Genomic DNA, 18,172 nt, shown 5'->3' on the forward strand with positions numbered 1-18,172 from the left:
TTGTAGCGCTAGGTCATTGGAATTCCCTATAGTGACGATTTATCACTTTTACTCGGCAAGGACTTTGCCTGAAGACGAACAGGGTGAACCGCTATTCGATCAGATGTGGCTGCACCAACCGACTAGTGAGGAATGGGCTGGGCGTGCCATGCCAGGTGACAGCCAGCTCGTCTCGGGCTCGGGTGGCTGCGACGAAGAGCAAGGAACGGTCCCGCTGCCGTTCCCTCTGGTAGCGCCGGGGATCGGTTTCACGGTGGCGTCCGATCACCTGCCGGGGAACAAGTCCGTCGCTGGCGCCGGCGATGATGACTCGCTGGTATTCGAGCCCCTTGAACCGATGCATGGTGCCAACATGCACACCGTCCGGACGCTTCGGCCCGTCCGGACCGATCTCGACTGCCGGGATGCCGTCGGCTTCCAGCCGGTCCGCGACCTCCGCCGCCAACTCCCGCGTTGGTACGGCAACGGCCACCGAACCGTTTGCCGGCCTTCCCCAGGCCGTCAACTGAGCAATGATCAGCTCACGTTCCTGGTGCCAGGATGCCGCGCTCTGGAAGGTCGGCAAGCCACCACGCAGCAGTGACCGGTAGCCGGCGAGATCCTCCGCACCGCCGTCGAGGTCGTCATACGTCTCGCCGCTCATAATCTCCAAGGCTGCGGCGAGGATCTGGCGGGTAGTCCGATAACTCAGGGTCAACCGGGCGGACCGGCCCCGGATGTTGATGCCCAGGCTGCTCAATGTCACATGGTTGTCGTAGATCCGCTGGTGCGTGTCACCCGTCAGGAACAGATCATCCGGGCCGGCGGCAACCATCGCACGCAGCATCTTCCAGTGCGCGGCGCTAAGGTCCTGCGCCTCGTCCACGACGATGTGCCGGTATCGGTGCCGCAGGAAGCCGCCCGAGTCCTCCGGCGGCAGGCCCGCACTGCGCTCGGCCCGGTCCATCTCCAACCGGGCCGCCCGTTCAGCCACCTGCCGCCAGGTCCATCTGCCCTGGTCGTCGAGCCACTTGGTGAATCGCTCGGTGAGCCGCCAGATCTGGTCACGTTCGGCCCGGCTGAGCGAGCGACCTCGACCAGGACGCCGCGCGTTGAAGTAGTCGGTCCGGGAGCCGAGCACCTGGCCGAGGATCACCTGGGTCCACTCGGCGGCCAGGAACTCCGCGTGCCAACCGGATTCCCCAGTTTCCAGCAGGTACTGCTGCCAGAGATCGGGAACCGCGTTGTCGTCGACGATCCGCTTGTCCGTTCCCGCCTTCGCCTCGGCGACGACCCGGCTGGCCAGCCGGTCGATGTTCACGATGTCCACCCGAGACACCAGATCCTGCCCGCCGAGGGCGATCAGTCGCGTCCGTAGGTCCGCCGCGAGATTTCGATTGAAGGTGGTCAGCAGGACTGGCTTGTCCACCCCAGGCGGTAGCTTCCGGACCAGGTAGGCGACCCGGTGCAACGCCACGATCGTCTTGCCGGTCCCCGGACCACCACCCACCCGCGTGGGCCCCTTGTACCGCTTCTCGACCAGTCGGCGTTGGGTCGGATGAAGGAAGATCTGCCAGCGGTCGAACGACTCGGCGAGCATCGCCTGCAACGCCTCGTCGTCGGACGAGACCTGCGTGGCCGGCCGCTCCACCGCCCGCCGGTAGTCGTCGGGGTCGACCACCTCCTCCGCCCGTACCGGCTCGGTGATGTGGGTGCGCACGTGGTCGTACGACCTGCCGTCGTACAGCGACAGCAACACGTCGGTGGTGAGCTGGGGAGCCCGCTCGGCCAACTCCAGCAGCCCGGTCTCGCTCGTCAGGTCGCGGATCTGCGGCAGTAGCGGTTCGGCGACTCCCAGCTCGACCAGTTGCGTGTCCGTGAATCTCTCGAACAGCGGTGCCGCCACCGCCGCCGAGTCGCCGGGTTCACCGTCATACGAGGCTTCGCCCTCCCGGCCGGGGGCGGGCAGGTCGACCGCCGGAGCGACCTCCGGCACGGCCACCGACGAGTCCGGCGAGACCACCCGACCGACGATGCTGTCCCCCACCGGCTCCAGGTTGATCACCTCGATGCCGCCGGTCACCCGGTTGATCCGGTACGAGTACCGGTCCAGGTTCTCGTAGACGTCCTTGCGGTGCCGGATCGCGACGAGCAGGTAGTCCTGCTCGGCGATGTGCAGCAGTAGTGCCCGGTGGTCCTGGTTAATCCGCGCGGACCAGAGCCGGGAACTGCCGGAAAGCTGCTTCAGCCGCAGTCCCGGATTGCTCGGGTTGTGCCGGAACTTGTGCATGAACTCGTAGACGGCTCCGATCTCCGCCCGGGAGAGCTTCATGACCTCCTTGTCGGCCCGGTCCAGCATCCGCAACGTCGCGGCCTTGGCCATCACTGACGCCCTCCCCCACTTCTCGTGCCGAGCCGGTCGATCAACTCGTCCGCCGACCACTCCCGCGCGGTCCGGACGTGCCAACCCGCACCGGCATACGCACCGTCCCGGTCCTGCACCTCCGGGTCCTCGGCGGCACCGGAGAGCACGACCGCGACCCGTTCCTCCGGCCAGGCCAGCTCGGCCTGCCAGCCCTGGTCCCCGAGTTCGTAGCCGACGACCGGCACCGGCAGGTCGCGGCGGATCAGCGCCTGCACCAGCGATTCCAGGCCGGACTCGTCCCGATTGAGGTAGTGCAGCACCTCCCCCCAGGGCGAATCGGTACTGGTGACGTCGTCGTCCGGCGGCGTCGTCTCCGGCGAGAGCCCGAGCCACGCGGCGGTCTCGGCGTCGACCGGTATCGGCCGCTGGGTGAGCCGCAGACCGGTTCCCTCGGTCACCGCCATCGAGGCAGGGTCGAAGTCGTCCAGCGCGGTCCAGGCGAGCTGAGCGCCGTCGCCACCACCGCTGCTCAGGAACTGGATGATGTTGGCCCAGGCCAGCCAGCCCATCCAGCGACGCCGGTGCTGCTCGCGCCCGTCGTCGGTAGCGGCGTTGACCGTCTCCGGCCGGTCGTCCACCACCGTCAACGCCGACCAGATCCGCTCCGCGCCTCGACCGTCCACCACGATGGTCACCGGGCAGTCCGCGGCGTCGGCCGACCGGACCAGGGTGATCCGGCCCGGCCGGGCCGGCGGCAGGGCCTCGCCCCGCAGCGAAGCCATGATCCGCTCTCCGATACCGGCCGAGTCGGCAATGCTCGGCTTCTCCGTCGCCTGGACCAGCAGGCCGGCCAGGGCCGCCTCGGCACGGCGTCGCCACCGCTGCGGGTCGGGCTCGGCCAGGAACCGCAGCAACAACTCGACCGGGTTGGTCCAGAGGTACCGTTCCAGATCGGCGGGGTCGGCGTCCGGTACGGACTGCCGGTACAGGTCACGGGCGCGTTGCTTGGCCAGCCCGCCGTACGGCTCCCAGGCCGCCTCCGCCCCGCCCGTCCCGCCCCGCCAACCGTCGACATCGTCCCAGGTGATGCCGAAGACGTGGAAGTCGTGTGCCCGCAACCGGTTGCGCTTCTCGGCGTCGTCGGCGAGCCGGTTGTACTGCGGCGACGCGTGGTACTTGAACCCGTCGAGGTAGACCGCGATCTCCGGCGAGGGCGCGTCGAGCCGGCGGAAGTGCACGTCGGGGCGGGTGCCCCGAATCGTGTTCTGGAGCTTCATCTGCCAGTGTGTGACGTCCACACCGTTCGGGGCGGTGAACCGGAGGTCTGCGATCCGCGCGCCGTCGTGGTCGGTCCGCCGCTCGACGCGTACCCCGGAGCCCCGCTCGCCAGCCCAGGCCAGCAGCTTGTTGAGGAACCGCATCTCCAGCTCGCTCTCCACCTGGTGGATCAGCGAGATCTCGTCGGTGCTGCGGGTGCCCGACCGCACCGCCCAGGTGTCCAGCAACCGGCTCAGCATCCCCAGCGCCTCGTCCCGGCTCATCAGGTTGAACTCGCTGTCCCGCGCGTACCGGAGCAGGCAACGGTGGCAGGCGGCCCTCCCCTCGTGCCGGCAGACACAGTTGCCGATGATCTGGCGGGCCCGGACGAGGATCTGCCGGAACTGCTCCGGGTCGGCGAGCCGATGCAGGTAGCCGGTGCCCTGCGGCTGCGTGTCGTACACGACCACGTAGTTGCGGGTCGCGCCACTCTGCGCGTCGGGCATGGTCCCGCGGAGCACCCGCAGATGGGCCGGGTCCCCGCCGTACTCCGCCGCGATGCCGAGTCGCACAGCGGCGGCGAACGAGACGACACGCTCCTCCACCAACGCGGTGACCGCCGGGATCAGGATGCGCAGCGCCTCGGTCCGCAGTTCGTGGGCCAGGACCAGCGGTACGTGGTTCGCCGTCCCCGGCGACCGGCGGTGCGGACACCAGGGCCGGTGGTGCTCGGCCTCCTTCGCCACCGCCGAGCCGGCGAGGTGCGCGGCGATCTCCTGACTCACCGTCGGCTGCCCGTCGACGGTCGTGCCGCCACAGGAGTCGCAGGTGTGGAACGGGTTGACCCGCACCTCGTCCCCGGCGAAGGATTCACTGGCCCGGTCGTAGCGCTGGGCGCCCAGGTTGTAGTGGCGAATGGACGCATGGCGGGTGTAGTCGACCCCGAAGGTGTCCCCGGTGTGCCGCCACGACGAGTCGATAAGCCCAGGGTCGACATCGACGGTGATGGGCGTGACGTAGAAGCGGCGGTCCCGGTCATCGCTGTCGTCCCGGATCCGGGCATCATCGCGGCGGTCCCGGGTGAGCACCCGGGTCGGTTGCAGCACGTTGAACAGCCGGCTCTGGTCGGCGAGGCCCTCGTCGCCGCAGCGCGGACAGGGGCTGGTGTCCTCCTGGGCGAGGTGGGTACGGGTGTAGCCGCACCGGGCACAGATCCGCCAGCGCTCGTACGCCGGCCGGTTCGCCGGGCCGAGGTCCAGACCGGAGATCTCGTGCTTGTAGCCGCGCACGTAGTACGTGTTGCCGGGGGCGATCTCGACCAGTGCCTGCCGGGCCGGGCGGTCGTACTCGCGCAGCTCGGTGTGGAACCGCCGGCTGCCGTCCGGCATCTTCTCTTCCCAGGTGAGGGTGGCGTCCAGCAGCGTCCGGTTGTCGATCAGGGCGTAGTTCGGCAGCAGACCGAACTCGACCAGCGTGCCGTGCGCGGCGGCGCCGGCGATCCGGTGCAGCAGCTTGCGCACCTCGCGCGCCTCCGACTTGAGCATCTTCAGCTCGCGGGCGTGGTCCGGGTCGCTCTTCACCAAAGTGCCGGCGACGGCGTCGATGCCGGCCAGCCGCCGTTGCAGGTCGCCCCGCCGGTCCTCCCAGGCCGCGTCAGCCCGCTTCACCCGGTCGGTCAGCCCGGCGTCGGCGAAGTGCCGGAGCTGCTCGGCGGCGACGTCCGAGACCTTGTCGCCGAACAGTCGGAGGAATCCCTCGACCAGCCGGGCGCCGTCGCGCTGCCCGGCCTCGGCCAGCGTGGCCAGCCAGCCGGTGGCGCCGAAGAGCAGGTGCGCGCGTCGGGGCAACGGCAGTACGCCGGGCAGCCGCCCCCGGGCGGCCAGGTCGATCAGGTGTGCCAGGTACTGCCGGCGCAGGATCTCCACGGCGGAGAGGAAGCAGCCGGGCGGCACGATCTGGCCGGCGATCATGTTGCGCGGCTCGGTGAGGTAGTAGCGGTCGCGGTCTGAGCGCCCGACCAGGGTCAGCACCAGTGCGTTGCCACTCTTCCGGCCGGCCCGGCCGGCCCGCTGGACGTAGTTCGCCGGCCCGGTCGGCAGCGACGCCAGCACCACTGCGGACAGCGCCCCGATGTCAATCCCCATTTCCAGCGTCGGGGTGCAGGAGAGCACGTTCGGGTCGGTGTACCGGTCACCGGTCCGGAAGTGCTCCTCGACGGTCTCCCGCTGTCCTCGGGTGAGCATGCCGGTGTGTTCGCCCGTGACGACCCGGAACACCGGACTCTCCAGGTAGAGCCGCCGGTAGTAGTCGTCCGGCGCGGTGTCGTCCGGCGCGGGCCGCAGCCGCCCGCCGCAGCGGTACTGCCGGCACGGCTGCCCGACCCAGTCGGCCACCCGGTCCGGATGCTCGGTCTGCTGCCAGTGGCAGGTGTCGCAGCCGACCCCGGCCAGCACCGCAGAGGTGTCGTCCAGGAGCGTCACCCGGAGGTGGCCGGGCAGCAGCCCGTACACCCGGTTGCCGTCCTCGGTGTCCCGCGCCGCGACGATGCCGGCGGCGGCCAGCGCCGGCAGCAGCCGGGCAAGATATCCGGTGGCGACCGCCGGATCCAGGCCGAGGCACCGGCTGGTCCAGTCCTGGTACCAGTTCCCCTTGGCGGTGACCGCGTCGAACTCCGAGCGGGATTTCGGGGTGGCGAGCAGGAACGCGGGTCCGGAGAGCCCGCGCGGAAACGCCGGCATCCCCTCCGGGCGACCACCCCAGATCTGCCAGCGGGTGCCGCCACGCCGCAGGTAGGGCACCAGCCACTCGTGATAGACCGCCCCCCGGATGCGCAGCCGCTCCAGCAGACCCCGCAGGAAGGCGAGGTAGCGGGCGTCGTCCGGCAGCGGGCCGCCGTCCACGGCAGGCCCGGTCAGGTGTACGTCCCGGCACACCGCCGCCGCCCCGGCCGGGTCGTCGAGCAGCACCTCGACCGCGACGGTACGGGTCAACTCCAGGGTTCGGCCCTGCCGGGCGCGCAGCCCGGTCTCCAGGACGGCGGCGAAGGCGAGCCGCTCGGCGACCAGCGTCCACGCCTTCCGGTCCCGGAGGTTGTCCCCGGCCAGCAGGCCGTCGACGCCCGGCTGGTCGTGCAGGTCGGGCGGGACAACGGTGCAGAGGATCTCCGGCTCGACGGCCGCGCCGACCATGTCCACGATCAACTCGTCCAGCCCGACGGGCTGGCCGGGACGGAGTTGGCTGGCCAGCAGCGAGCGCAGTGAGAACGCGTACGACCGGTTGGCGACGAACCCGGCCCGGTGCGCGGCGTCCTGCACCGAGTCGTTGAAGAGCAACGTCTTGCGTTCGGCGCCGGCCAGTTCTCCGCCGGTGAAGAGTTGGGTGATCGCCACGGAGGCGAGGGTGGCCAGGCCGGCGCCGAGGTAGCGGATCCCGTGGTCGAGTTCGCAGGAGGGGCAGCGGTCCTTCTCGGCGGCGTCCAGCCCGAGCAGGTCGCCGAGGACGACGACCGACTCGTCGCCGAGCCGTCCGGCGCGGTCCTGGGCCGGGTCGAACGGCCGGACCCGGCGGCCGTACTCCAGCACCAGCAGGCCCCGGTCGCGGTGCTGGATCTCGTCGGCGGTGGCGGCGATGAACGCCCGGACCCGGCGCTTGTCCCGACCGACCGAGCCCCGGTAGATACGGTCCGGATCGACCTCCAGCTCCTGCGGGTCCTTCTCAGGTGAGAACGCTGCCCAGCCGGAGCGCCCGCAGTGCCGGCAGTAGATTGCGGGAAGTCGCCGGTAGCGGGTGTCCGCCACCACCTGGTCGACCTCCGGGGCGAACGGATCGGCGTCGCGCTCCGGCTCCCCGTACCAGCCGAAGGTGGTTTCCGGGCCGACGCCGCGCAGCAGCCGGGAGACCGCGCGTACCCAGAGGTGGGTCTCGATGTTGAGCAGCGGGCGGCCCGGGGCGTCCGGATTCTCGGCCCGGGCCAACAGCCCGACGAACCGGGCGAGCGCCTGCGCGGTGACCTCGGGCCGGGTCTTCATCGCGCTGCCCCAACCGGTGGCATTCTTGCGCGGCAGCACCTCGATGACCTCGGCGAAGGTACGCGGCTCGGTGCCGAGCGAGTCGAGCACCGCCTTGGTCAGCGGGTGCCGGCGCAGCAGCGCGCCGAGCTGCGCCCGATCGGCCGGCGCCTTCCCCAGCAGGAGTTCGGCCACCCGGTCGGTGAGCCGGTCGGAGGCGCGCTCGTCGAGCGCGGCGATCTCCTCGGGGTCGGGCAGTGGCAGGTCGAAATCCTGCTCGGCGAGGAACTCGGCCGGCTCGTAGCGGTCCTCACCGATCAGCGACTCCGGTGCGAAGGGCACTCCGAAGACCTGTTCGGCGACCTCCCGGATCGCCGCCCGGCCGTCCCGGGCGCCGCCGGAGCCGAGGGTCGCGGAGGTGGCCACCGGGCAGATCGGCCCGAGCGGACGCTCCGGGGTCGACCGGCCGAGCGCGGCGGCGAGCCGCCGCAGCAGGATCGCGACGTCCGTGCCCTGGGCACCGTCGTAGGTGTGGAACTCGTCCAGTACGACGTACGCCGGCTCGGCGCCCTCCCAGAGCGGCAGGTCGTCGGCGCGTTGCAGCAGCAGGTCGAGCATCTTGTAGTTGGTGATCAGGATGTCCGGCGGAGTACGCCGCATCTCGGAGCGCTTGGTGAGCACCCGGGGGTACTCGACGGCGGCGACGTCGCCGATGTAGAGGCCGGCGGTGACCTGGTGCAGCTCGGCATGCTCGACCAGCAGGTCGTTGAGCCGCTTGGTCTGGTCGGTGGCGAGCGCGTTCATCGGATAGAGCAGGATCGCCTTGATGCCGGGGCCGCGCTGCCGCCGGACCCGCTGGCAGTGGTCGAGCAACGGGATCAGGAACGCCTCGGTCTTGCCGGAACCGGTGCCGGTGGTGATCAGGGTCGGCTCGGCGTCCTTGCCCAGTGTGGACAGTCGACGGAACGCCCTCGCCTGGTGCAGGTACGGCGTGAAGCCGGCCGGCGCCCACTCCAGTGCGGACCGCCAGTTGGCGGTGGCCGGCCGGAACGGGGTGCGGATCCGCAGGTACGGCCCTCGGAAGATGCCCTGCTCGGGGTGGGTGAGGAACGCCTCCAGCCCCTGCCTGACCGGCTCGTCGGTCAGTCCGAAGGTGGTGGTGAGGTACTGGGTGAGCGTCCTGCGAAGGGTGTCGGCGGCGATCGTCGGCTTCATGAGCAACTCACCGCAGGCATGCTACTCGTCTATCTCTAGATCATTCTGTCATGATTCCGTCTACGGTGGACGGCCGAACGGTGGGATGCGGGCTGCCGAAGGTGTGACGCAATCCAGACTCCGGGCAGGCACTCGATACCTTCGCAGCGGACCTGCCGCCACGGGAACGACTGACCCAGTAGGCTCCCGTCGTGGCTGTCAAGCGTCCGCCGTACCTGCTCAGGCTCAAGGTAAGCAACTTTCGGAGCCTCCGCGCCGTGGAAGTACGCCTCGCCGCGCTAAACGTACTGGTGGGTCCGAACGGCGCCGGGAAGTCCAACCTCCTGGACGTGATCGCGTTCCTGGGGGACGCGATCAGGGATGATCTCGGTCCGGCACTCGACCGTCGCGGCGGCTTCGAGCGAATCCTGTTCCGGGGGACGAAGCCTGGGAACGCCATATCTGTTGAGGTCGAGGCAGCAGTCACCAAGAACAGCAATACACGCACGACGGATAACTACTCGCTGGAATTCTCGCTGGGCAAGCTCCGCACCAAGCGGAACCCTCGGAACCCAGGCTTACGAGAGCCCCTACGGGACAGATTCTACCTCCGCCGCTCGGAGGCGTTCATGTTCAAGCGCACTGCCGGCCCGGGACGAAGAATCGAGGTCAAGGGAAGCGAGATCACCTTCAATGTCGGCGGCAAGGAGAGCACCGCGAGTCTGCGTGAAGGGTCCCTCGGGTTGGCGACACTCCCGAAGCTGAGTCCGGAGGATGGCGGCGAGCAGGTGGAGGCACTGGCGGACCTGTTCGCCAGTTTCCGGGTCTTCGATGTCGACGTTGCCGCGGCCCGTCGACCGGCCACCCAGCGGTTGAGCCAACGCCTGGACAACGACGGGACGAATCTGGCGTCCTTCCTGGCCTACATGGCGGATGCTCACCCCGAACGCTTCAGGGCCCTGGTCCGGGACGCCCGGCGGTTCATTCCAGGGCTCGCAGATCTGGGTTTCGAGACGATCGGCGGCGCGGGCGAAGGTACCGTACTCAACCTGCTCGAGGAAGGTCTACCTGGATCGACAACTCTTCAGGAGGCCTCGTACGGATCGATTCGCGCGCTGGCCCTGCTCGCCCTGCTGTACGACCCAGCGCCGCCACGCCTGACCTGCATCGAGGAAATCGATCACGGATTACATCCGCACGTCCTGGACCGGCTGGTGGAGCTGCTGCGGGAGGCCTCGGAGCGTACGCAGTTCCTGATCGCCACCCACTCGCCGGCCCTGGTCAACCGGCTGAGATCTAGCGAGTTGATCGTCTGCGAGCGTGACGAGGAGGCTGCTTCCCGGATACCGGCGATCGAGCCCGAGGTCGTCCGACGGATGGAAGCGGAACTGCACGGGGAGATCGGGCTCGGCGAGCTCTGGTTCACCGGCGCGTTGGGGGGCTGCCCTGAATGACGGGCAAACGCGGCGCCCCTCCGCGCGCAGTGGTGATCCTGGGTGAAGACGACAACGACCGTCAAGCAATCAAGATCCTCGTTGCGGCGCTCCGCCCCGACCTCGGGACCGGCATCCAAACCCTCCGCAAACCAATGGCATTGGTCAAGAACGTTCCTCCAGAGCGGCTGCCGAGCAAGGCCCAACGCGACGGCGCTCTGCTTCGCGCCGTCCATGCGCGGAAACCGATCCGATGCGTCTTCATGCACGAGGACGCCGACGCCGTCGAGCCCGCGCACGAGCGCCTGATCACGAAGATCGAGGAGTGCTATTCGGATCTCCCCTGGCCGGTCCACGCCGTCGTGCCGGCCTGGGAGACCGAGACCTGGTGGTTCCTCTTTCCCAAGGCCCTCAAGGCGGTACGCCCCTCGTGGCGGATGCCGACGGAGTACGCCGGGCGTGATCTCGGCAGGATTCGCAACTCCAAGGAGGAACTGAAGAAGGCGCTGCTCCCGGCCGGGTCGAAGCCCGCCACCCTCAGGACGTACGCTGAGGCCGACAGCGCCCTGATCGCGGAGAAGATCGTAGCCCTCAAACTGCTGGCACCGCCCTGGTTCGCCAAGAGCGCCAGTTGGTTGGCCTTCGTCAAAAAGGTGACCGAAGCCTAGACATTGGATGGGCTCGCTCACCAGGATCACCGTGCGTTTCGATCAACGCTCGCACTTCCGCCCATCGACCTCGGTCGGACGCTCACCCCTGGAGCAGACTGAAGTGACACATGAGCCGCCCCGCCGCAGGCACCCCTTGATCAACGGCCGGAGGGTCCGGGTCTGGGACCTGCTCGACGCCGGCATGCTGGATCCGGAGCAGGTCATATCCTATCGACCTCCATATTCAGACCTCGCGCACGAGGCCGTGATCACCAAGCGGGGACGGATCAAGCTCGCCGACGGTCGTGAGTTCAATACGCCGTCCGGAGCCGCCAAAGCAGTCAACTCCGGCCGAAACGTTCACGGGTGGTACGCCTGGCGCCTCGATACGGACGGGCCGTTCCTGCACGAGCTACGGCGGTTACTGCTGCAAGCCGTCGCCGACGAGCCATCAGGCACGGACGAACCTGAAGATGCGGTCGTTCGGGAGGCTGTACGCCGGCGGTTCGACATGCTGAACGAGGCTTCCCGGCGGGCCGAGGTCGGCGATCCGATGAGCCTGACCGTACGGGAACTCATCCGGCTCTGGGGCTTCGAGGAGCGGGACCGCGACACGAGCCAGCAGATCGATGCTGACCTGGCCAATCATGGTCTTGTCACCGTGCCGGACTTCCGCGCGGTCACTCTCGACCGCACTGTCACGCTGGTGCCCCTGCCGGCTCCGGGTGACGAGAGCCGCAGCGGTGTGCCCGTCGGTCATGACTCAAGCACGCTCCAGGCAGAGCTGACCGACGAGGCTTCGGCCGACATCGGAGTGACCCTAGGCAACCTCCTTTCCAATGACGAACCGCTGGTCTCCGTCTCACCCTCGGCCTCCTTGCAGGAGGTCATCACCATCATGCTGCTGAACGACTTCTCCCAGCTCGCCGTGCTCGCGGCACCGGACGAGCTGTACGGCGCGGTGAGCTGGAAGTCGATCGCACAGGCCCAGCATGCCGACCGGGATGCATCCCTGAGCACGATGATCACGCCCGCCAAGGTGTTCGACTACGACGTGCGCCTGCTCGATGCGATAGCCGACCTGCGGCGGGAGGAGTTCGTCTTCGTCCGGGATTTTGATGGCAAGATCACCGGGATCATCACGGCAGCGGATGTTGTACAGAAGTACGACGAGACAGCCGCACCGTTCCTGTTGATCGGCGAGATCGACCAGGAGTTGCGCCGCCTGATCCAGAACACCTTCGACCTGGAGACAGCCCAGCAGGCCTGTGCGGGTAAGAACCTGAAATCATTCGACCACATGACCATGGGCCAGTACCAGTCCGTCATAAGCGACCCTGAGTGCTGGCAGATCCTCGGGTGGCCCCTCGACCGGATCGTCTTCATCAAGCGACTCGACCAAATACGGCACATCCGCAACAAGGTGATGCACTTCAATCCGGACCCGGTCAAGCCAACCGACGTGCATCGGCTCCGGTACTTTCTGGACCTGATCCGCACCTTCAACACCTGACCGGGCGACGCCCCCGGGCGCCTGCTCATCCGATCGGGGCCCGCTCCGAGGCGAGCCGGGCGAGCACGTCGACTGCTTCGCGGGCCGAGTAGTTCGACAGCCACATGCTCACCGTGAACGTCCAGCGCCTGACCTCCCGCCCATCGGGCGGGCGCAGCGTGGCCGGCAGGTCCTTGACCCGGACCACCAGGGTCCAGGGGCCGCCGGAGATACCCACACGACTGGTCTGGATCGCGAAGATCGACTCGATGTGGTTCCACGGCACCCGGAGCGCGAAGGCATCCGTACCGCTGCGACTGCGGGCCCGCACCCAGACCCCGCCCGGGTCGGCGGCGAGCCAGACCCCGGTCACCCTGGACACGACGCGGACCATCGCGAAGAGCACCACGATCAGAAAGGGCAGGACCAGCACCAGCAGCGTCCACGGCACCCCCGAGGGGTTGATGGCGGCGATGCACAGTGGCGACAGGACACCCAGCCACACGACGGGTTGAAGCGCCAGCACCCACACGAGCGCCCTGCGACGTAGGACGAACGGCTGTCCCTCGTCCGGAATGCTCGGCGCGCTCCGGACGATCCGATCGTCAGCCATGGATTCCATCGGGACTCAGCATCCCCGATCCCTCCCGCCATGCCGAGCCAAACGATAGCAGTCAATTTATTGATCAGGTCTGGCCACGCTCCTCAGCCTGCATGACGTCGGAGAACCTGACCCAAAGCGGCGCCCAGACCACCCCGGTAGGCGTTACAGGCCCCGGGGCCGCCACCCGTCTAGCGCCGCGCGTACGGCGATGTTGCATCCGGATGGCGGCGGAGGCGTTCGGTCAGAGGCCGAGGGCGCCGATGGCGGCGGGAAGGGTGGGTGCGGTGGCGAGCTGGCGTACGTCGGAACGCTCGCGGAGCCACACCCGGCAGGTGACGCCGTCGTAATGGACGGCGACGGGTTGCCCGGGGTGGTGGCGGGCGAGCCGGCGGAGTAGGGATACGGGGTCGTCGACCGCGATCGGGGTCGGGGTCTGCGGTACCGGGATCTGCTTGTCGGGGTTGGCGGGGACGTTGCCGGCGATGGCGAGTTCGAGATATTCGAGGCAGTGCGTGATCGCGGCTTCCGGAGTGGATCGGGTGGGCGGGTCGGCCGGGGCGGGGAGCTGGCGGGGTGTGTTGACGGTGACGTCCCTGCTCTCGCCCTGGAGAAGGCGGAGGTCGCCGGCATTGCGGATGTGGTCGACGAGGGTGATCGTGACCGTCAGGCGCAGCCCGAGGACGAGCCGGACCAGGTCGGCCAGGGGTGGCACGTCGGGTCGGCGGGCCAGCACGAAGAGCCGGCCGCCGGGTCGGCCCCGGGCGGCCCAACGCAGGTACTCGGTCAGCGGGTCGGCGTCGGGCCGGTGCAGGGTTACGGTGCCGTCCCGGAGACTGTGGTCGAGGTCGCCGCCGCCGTCGAGTTCGACCAGGTCCTCCGGGCGTACCCCGAAGTGGTCGGCCCAGCCGGCGAGCCGGAACTGGTCGGGAAGCTGGTGCAGCGGCTTGCCGCCGGGGTGGGTTGCCACGTGCGGTGCCCGCACCTGATTGCCGGTCCGCCAGGTCTCATCCCCCGCCGGCCCGGCCCGGCCGTCGCCGGCTCCGGCACGATCGGCCTGGTGGCCGGCGGGGTCGTCCTGCCAGGCGAATTCACCGGTACGCCAGCCGGACGCGTCGCCGTGCCAGCGGAGGTGTACGACCCGGCCGGCGAGGTCGGTGATCGTGATGGCCGCCTCGGAGTGGAGTCGGCGGCTGCCCCGGCAGGTGTAGCAGCGCAGCAGTGACGGGCTACGGCCGGAGCCGGCACACTTCGGGCAGTCGGGGTCGGCGCGGTCGGTGCCGAGTCGACAGTCGCAGCGTCGGAGTCGGCTGTGCGGGTCGCAGTCGGGGCAGTCGACGTACGGGATGGGCGAGTCCTGCCACGACGGTGCCGGCGGCTGCCATCCCCGGCGCAGCTTCGTCGCACGCCGGCTGTAGATCTGCCCGGTCGACCACTCGGTGAGGGTTTCCGTGGTCCCGGCGGTACGCAGGCTGGTGTGCCACCAGCGGCCGTCCCGCCAGATCGCCTGCGCCCCGGCGGTCGGGTCGCCGGTGGCGAGGTCGAGACAGTCGGCGAGGATCCGCCGTTCGAGCTGGTCCAGGTCGATCGTGGGTGGGTCGGGTGGTGGCTGCCCGATGGTGAGGTGGTGGGCGGGGACGGTCAGGCCGCGCTCCTCCAGGCCGTCGCAGGCGTCGAGGGTTGTCGTGGTGCTGATCGCGGTGGTCAGGTCGTCGGCGTAGCCCCGGGCCTCGGACGGCACCGGGCCGCCCGGCACCTCGAAGCGGATCGCCCAGGTCAGCCCGTCGGTGGCGATCAGGCGGCGGGCCTCGACCACCAGGTCCAGGCAGAGCAGATCGGCCAGCCGGCAGAGCCGGCCCAGCTCGGCCGCCGCCTCCCGGGGCGGCGCGACCGCGGCCCGGCCGAGATAGAGCCGCCACGCGTCGCTGCTCTCCCCGGCGATGGCCTCGGCCTCCAACACCTCCCGGACCGACGCCGAGTGCTCCGGCCGCCAGGCGCGGGGCAGGAGGACGAGCGGCCCGTCCGGATCACCGGGCTGGCGAACATCCGTCCACGAGCCGGCGCCGACACCGACGGCGGCGGCCAGGTCGCGGAGCAGCGGGGCGAGCGGCAGATACCAGCTCCCACCGCCGTCGTCCGGCCACGGCGCCGGTTCCACCACCCCGGGTACGACGTTCGCCGAGGCCACCGCCCCGGTGTCCAGATTCGCCATGGTGAGTACGAGTTGGGCGCGGCGCCGCCCGGTCTGCCCGCAGTCGTGGCAGGGCCGACCGACCGTGCCGACCCCCTGACACTCCAGGCAGTCCTGGTACGCCTCCCCCGCTGGCCGCCGATCCGCGTCGCTGTCGCCGATGCTTTCGTCGATCAGTAGGCGGTTGCCGCCATAGGTGCAGCGGCACGGGTCGAGGGTGAAGGAGAGGCCGTCACACGATCGGCACTGCACTATCGGAGGGCCGGCCATCAGCGCCTCGCCAACTCGTGCGCCGTCGGCGCCTGCCGGGCCTGCCACCGCCGCAACGCGTCCTTGATCCGGGCGTTCTGCTCCCGGACGCCGGCCAATTCGGCGTACGCCCTGGCCAGGTCACCGGCGACCTGCTCCAGGAACTCGGTCACCTCGTCCGGATCGACTCCCCGCCGACCGAAGCCGACCGGGGTGAACCGGCGCAGCCGCACCTGCGACGGCAACAACGGCCGGTACGTCGCCGACCGGTACGCCGAGCCGAGCCGCCGCAGCGACTGCCCCTCTCGCCCCTCCCGCCGGAGCAGAGCACGCACAACCTTTCACCAGCCTCTCGGAGAACAGGACGTGGACAGGTGGCCCCGGCCGGAACCTTCGGCTTGCCCTACCCCAGACCGGGGCCACCCCGCCCCACCGCCGCACGCACGAGCAACACGTACGGCAGCAGGGCGTGACTCAGCAGCCGGGACGGACAACCCGTACAAGCTGACCGTCCGGCCGGGAGGTGACACCCCAAGTGCCATCCGGAGGCGTCGCGACGAACCTACAATCGGTAGCGGTTGTAGGTCAAGGATTAGGTACAACCGGTTGAGGTTGGAGGTGGATCCGTGATCGAATGGGCATGCCATCCGGGGAGTGTGTATGCCCAAGCAGCAGTACCAGGTGCTCGCAGACGAGCTACGTCAGAAGATCGAGTCAGGAGAGTGGCCGCCGGGCACGAAGCTGCCCAGCCGGTCACAGCTCTGCAAGGAGTACGGCGTCTCGGACACCGTGGTCGGCAAGGCCATGATGATCCTTCGGGCGACCGGACTAACCGAGACGCTTGAGGGCGTCGGCGTATTCGTGGCCGAACGCAAGTAGTCAGCAGCGCAACGGTGCCGAAAAGCGGCAGCAGTGCCGCCGGCCTCGACTTCTTCGAACAGTGGTCCACCGACCACGTTGGCGTAATGCTAGCGTGATCCGTTCCGCACTGGTTCACGTCCGCAGCCGGATACCAGCAACTCGCAGACGGTCTCACCATCTCTCGACCACTACATGTGGACGGGCGGCCCCGGTACGAATCACCGGCGCGCTCCCCCGAATTAAGGCCACGCCGGCCCACTGCCCCAGCCACAGGCAGCACGTACGGCAGCAAAGCGTGATTCAGGGCTGGCACGGCCAGCAGGGAGATCACGAGCCGTGTCAGCAGCGAATGCCCAAAGCCTGTTCAAACTCATCGCAAACGAAGATCTGTCGGAGCAGCAACTTGCCGGCCAGGAAAGGTACGTTCGATTGCGATAGAAGTAGCCGATCAGCCAGGTCGGCACAACTGGCCCATAAAACGATGATCCCGTCGCCAACCAGTTACTCAACGTGATTATGACTGGCTCACGATATACAAGTTTACGGTTACCCGCAGATCGCGGCAGACATCCCATGATGTTTGTTGTCAAGTGGTGGGTTGGGTTTCGGGCCATGCGGTGGTCTCGTCGTAGTTGGTGGCGGTCTTGAGGCAACCGTGGAGGATGCCGACGAGTCTGTTGGACAGTTGGCGGAGGGCGGCTTGGTGGCCGGTGCCGCGGTCGCGTAGTTGCTGGTAGTAGGCGCGGGCTCCGGGTGAGGCGCGCATGGCACAGAATGCCCATTGGTGGACGGCGTCGCCGAGGCGACGGTTGCGGGCATAGCGGGCGAGGACGACCCGGCGGCTTCCGGACGCGCGGGTGATCGGTGAGGTCCCGGCGTAGTTGCGGCGAGCTCGAGCGTCCGTGTAGCGGTCGCGAGCGTCGCCGAACTCACCGAGCAGGCGGGCGCTGAGGACGGGACCGAGACCGGGCAGGCTGAGGTAGCGGTGCGCGTCCCGGTGCCGGCCAAAATGTTCGGCCATCACCTCACCCAACTCCGCGATCTCAATGTTGAGGATGTTGATCAGTTGGACCTGGGTGGAGACGATCGCCGCGTAGGCGTTCTGGACCGGGCCGGGCTGACGCAACTGGTCAGTGCGTAGAGCCTGCCCGATCGCGGCCGCTCTGCCCTCAAGGTCCCGTCGTCCGGCCCGGCGCAGCGCCGCGATGATCGCGGTGCGGGTCAGCCGCGCGGCTTTGACCGGGTCAGGTGCCTTATCCAGCAGTTCCAGGGCCTCACCGGAGGTCAGATCGTCGAACGCGTCCAGCGCGGCCGGGAAGAACTCCCGCAGCGCGGACCGCAGCCGCAGCACCTGACGGGTCCGGTCCCAGATCAGGCTCTGGTGCGCGCGGGCGATCAGCTTCACCGCCTCCGCAGCCGGACTGTCAGCGGCGGCTCGCCGGTGATGAGCGTGATCCAGCCGCACGATCTCCGCCAGGACGTGCGCGTCACCGGCGTCGGACTTCGCTCCGGACGTCGAATGGCGTTCACGGTAGCGGGCAACTGACATCGGGTTGATCGCATAGACCCGGTATCCCGCCGCGAGCAGCGCCTGTACCCACGTGCCGCGATCGGTCTCGATCCCGAACCACACCCTGCCGGCAGCCTCGCCCGGGTCGAGGTCCGCCCACCCGGCCGGCATGTGCTCGGCGATCAGCGTGTGAAGCCGCTGCATGCCTTCCAGACCCTCCGGCAGCCTCGCCTTGGCCAGCCGCCGGCCGTCCTCGCCCAGGATCTCGATGTCGTGATGGTCCTCGGCCCAGTCATCTCCTACCCAGATCATCCTCGGCTCCCCTGTGGACATTAGCGGTCAGCAGCGCGGAGGAGACACCAGCGATCTAATAGTCAAGTGCT

10 protein-coding genes are annotated in these 18,172 nt (G+C 68.9%); 4 read left to right on the forward strand and 6 right to left on the reverse strand.

Features of this window, described 5'->3' with window-relative positions:
* Positions 1–91: 91 nt before the first annotated feature.
* Both Pma05_RS17645 and Pma05_RS17650 read right to left on the reverse strand, forming a co-directional pair.
* The gene (locus tag Pma05_RS17645) at positions 92–2,362 is read right to left on the reverse strand and encodes a UvrD-helicase domain-containing protein (RefSeq protein WP_203858496.1); all 2,271 of its coding nucleotides are present in this window, start codon (positions 2,360–2,362) and stop codon (positions 92–94) included.
* Positions 2,362–8,823 carry a DEAD/DEAH box helicase gene (locus Pma05_RS17650; protein WP_203858497.1) on the reverse strand — a complete coding sequence of 2,154 codons (6,462 nt, stop codon included), beginning with the start codon at positions 8,821–8,823 and terminating at the stop codon, positions 2,362–2,364. The genes Pma05_RS17645 and Pma05_RS17650 overlap by 1 nt, the downstream gene beginning before the upstream one ends.
* Positions 8,824–9,014: 191 nt before the next feature.
* Here Pma05_RS17650 and Pma05_RS17655 point away from each other — a divergent pair, with 191 nt between their 5' ends.
* Genes Pma05_RS17655 through Pma05_RS17665 form a run of 3 tightly spaced genes read left to right on the forward strand, consistent with a single transcriptional unit; the run spans position 9,015 to position 12,398 of the window.
* Positions 9,015–10,256: an AAA family ATPase gene (locus tag Pma05_RS17655; protein ID WP_203858498.1), complete on the forward strand. Its 1,242-nt coding sequence runs from the start codon at positions 9,015–9,017 to the stop codon at positions 10,254–10,256.
* A complete protein-coding gene (locus Pma05_RS17660; protein WP_203858499.1) occupies positions 10,253–10,903 on the forward strand; it encodes a hypothetical protein in 651 nt (216 codons plus the stop codon). Before Pma05_RS17655 ends, Pma05_RS17660 begins: the two co-directional genes overlap by 4 nt.
* Positions 10,904–10,910: 7 nt before the next feature.
* Positions 10,911–12,398: a CBS domain-containing anti-phage protein gene (locus Pma05_RS17665; RefSeq protein WP_203858500.1), complete on the forward strand. Its 1,488-nt coding sequence runs from the start codon at positions 10,911–10,913 to the stop codon at positions 12,396–12,398.
* 25 nt (positions 12,399–12,423) lie between these two features.
* On the opposite strand, the gene Pma05_RS17670 is transcribed toward Pma05_RS17665, so the two are convergent.
* From Pma05_RS17670 to Pma05_RS17680, 3 genes are all read right to left on the reverse strand, one after another.
* On the reverse strand, positions 12,424–12,990 hold the full coding sequence (locus Pma05_RS17670) for a hypothetical protein (protein ID WP_203858501.1): 567 nt from the start codon (positions 12,988–12,990) through the stop codon (positions 12,424–12,426).
* Positions 12,991–13,222: 232 nt separating this feature from the next.
* On the reverse strand, positions 13,223–15,439 hold the full coding sequence (locus Pma05_RS17675; protein ID WP_203858502.1) for a hypothetical protein: 2,217 nt from the start codon (positions 15,437–15,439) through the stop codon (positions 13,223–13,225).
* Positions 15,439–15,753 (reverse strand): DivIVA domain-containing protein, encoded by a 315-nt coding sequence (locus Pma05_RS17680; RefSeq protein ID WP_203858503.1) that lies wholly within the window; start codon positions 15,751–15,753, stop codon positions 15,439–15,441. The genes Pma05_RS17675 and Pma05_RS17680 overlap by 1 nt, the downstream gene beginning before the upstream one ends.
* A 325-nt stretch (positions 15,754–16,078) precedes the next feature.
* Here Pma05_RS17680 and Pma05_RS17685 point away from each other — a divergent pair, with 325 nt between their 5' ends.
* On the forward strand, positions 16,079–16,297 hold the full coding sequence (locus Pma05_RS17685) for a GntR family transcriptional regulator (protein ID WP_203858504.1): 219 nt from the start codon (positions 16,079–16,081) through the stop codon (positions 16,295–16,297).
* Between the two features lie 568 nt (positions 16,298–16,865).
* On the opposite strand, the gene Pma05_RS17690 is transcribed toward Pma05_RS17685, so the two are convergent.
* On the reverse strand, positions 16,866–18,101 hold the full coding sequence (locus Pma05_RS17690; RefSeq protein ID WP_203858505.1) for an IS110 family RNA-guided transposase: 1,236 nt from the start codon (positions 18,099–18,101) through the stop codon (positions 16,866–16,868).
* Between the last annotated feature and the right edge of the window lie 71 nt (positions 18,102–18,172).

The sequence above is a fragment of the Plantactinospora mayteni genome, from assembly GCF_016862935.1.
Taxonomy (GTDB): Bacteria; Actinomycetota; Actinomycetes; order Mycobacteriales; family Micromonosporaceae; genus Plantactinospora; species Plantactinospora mayteni.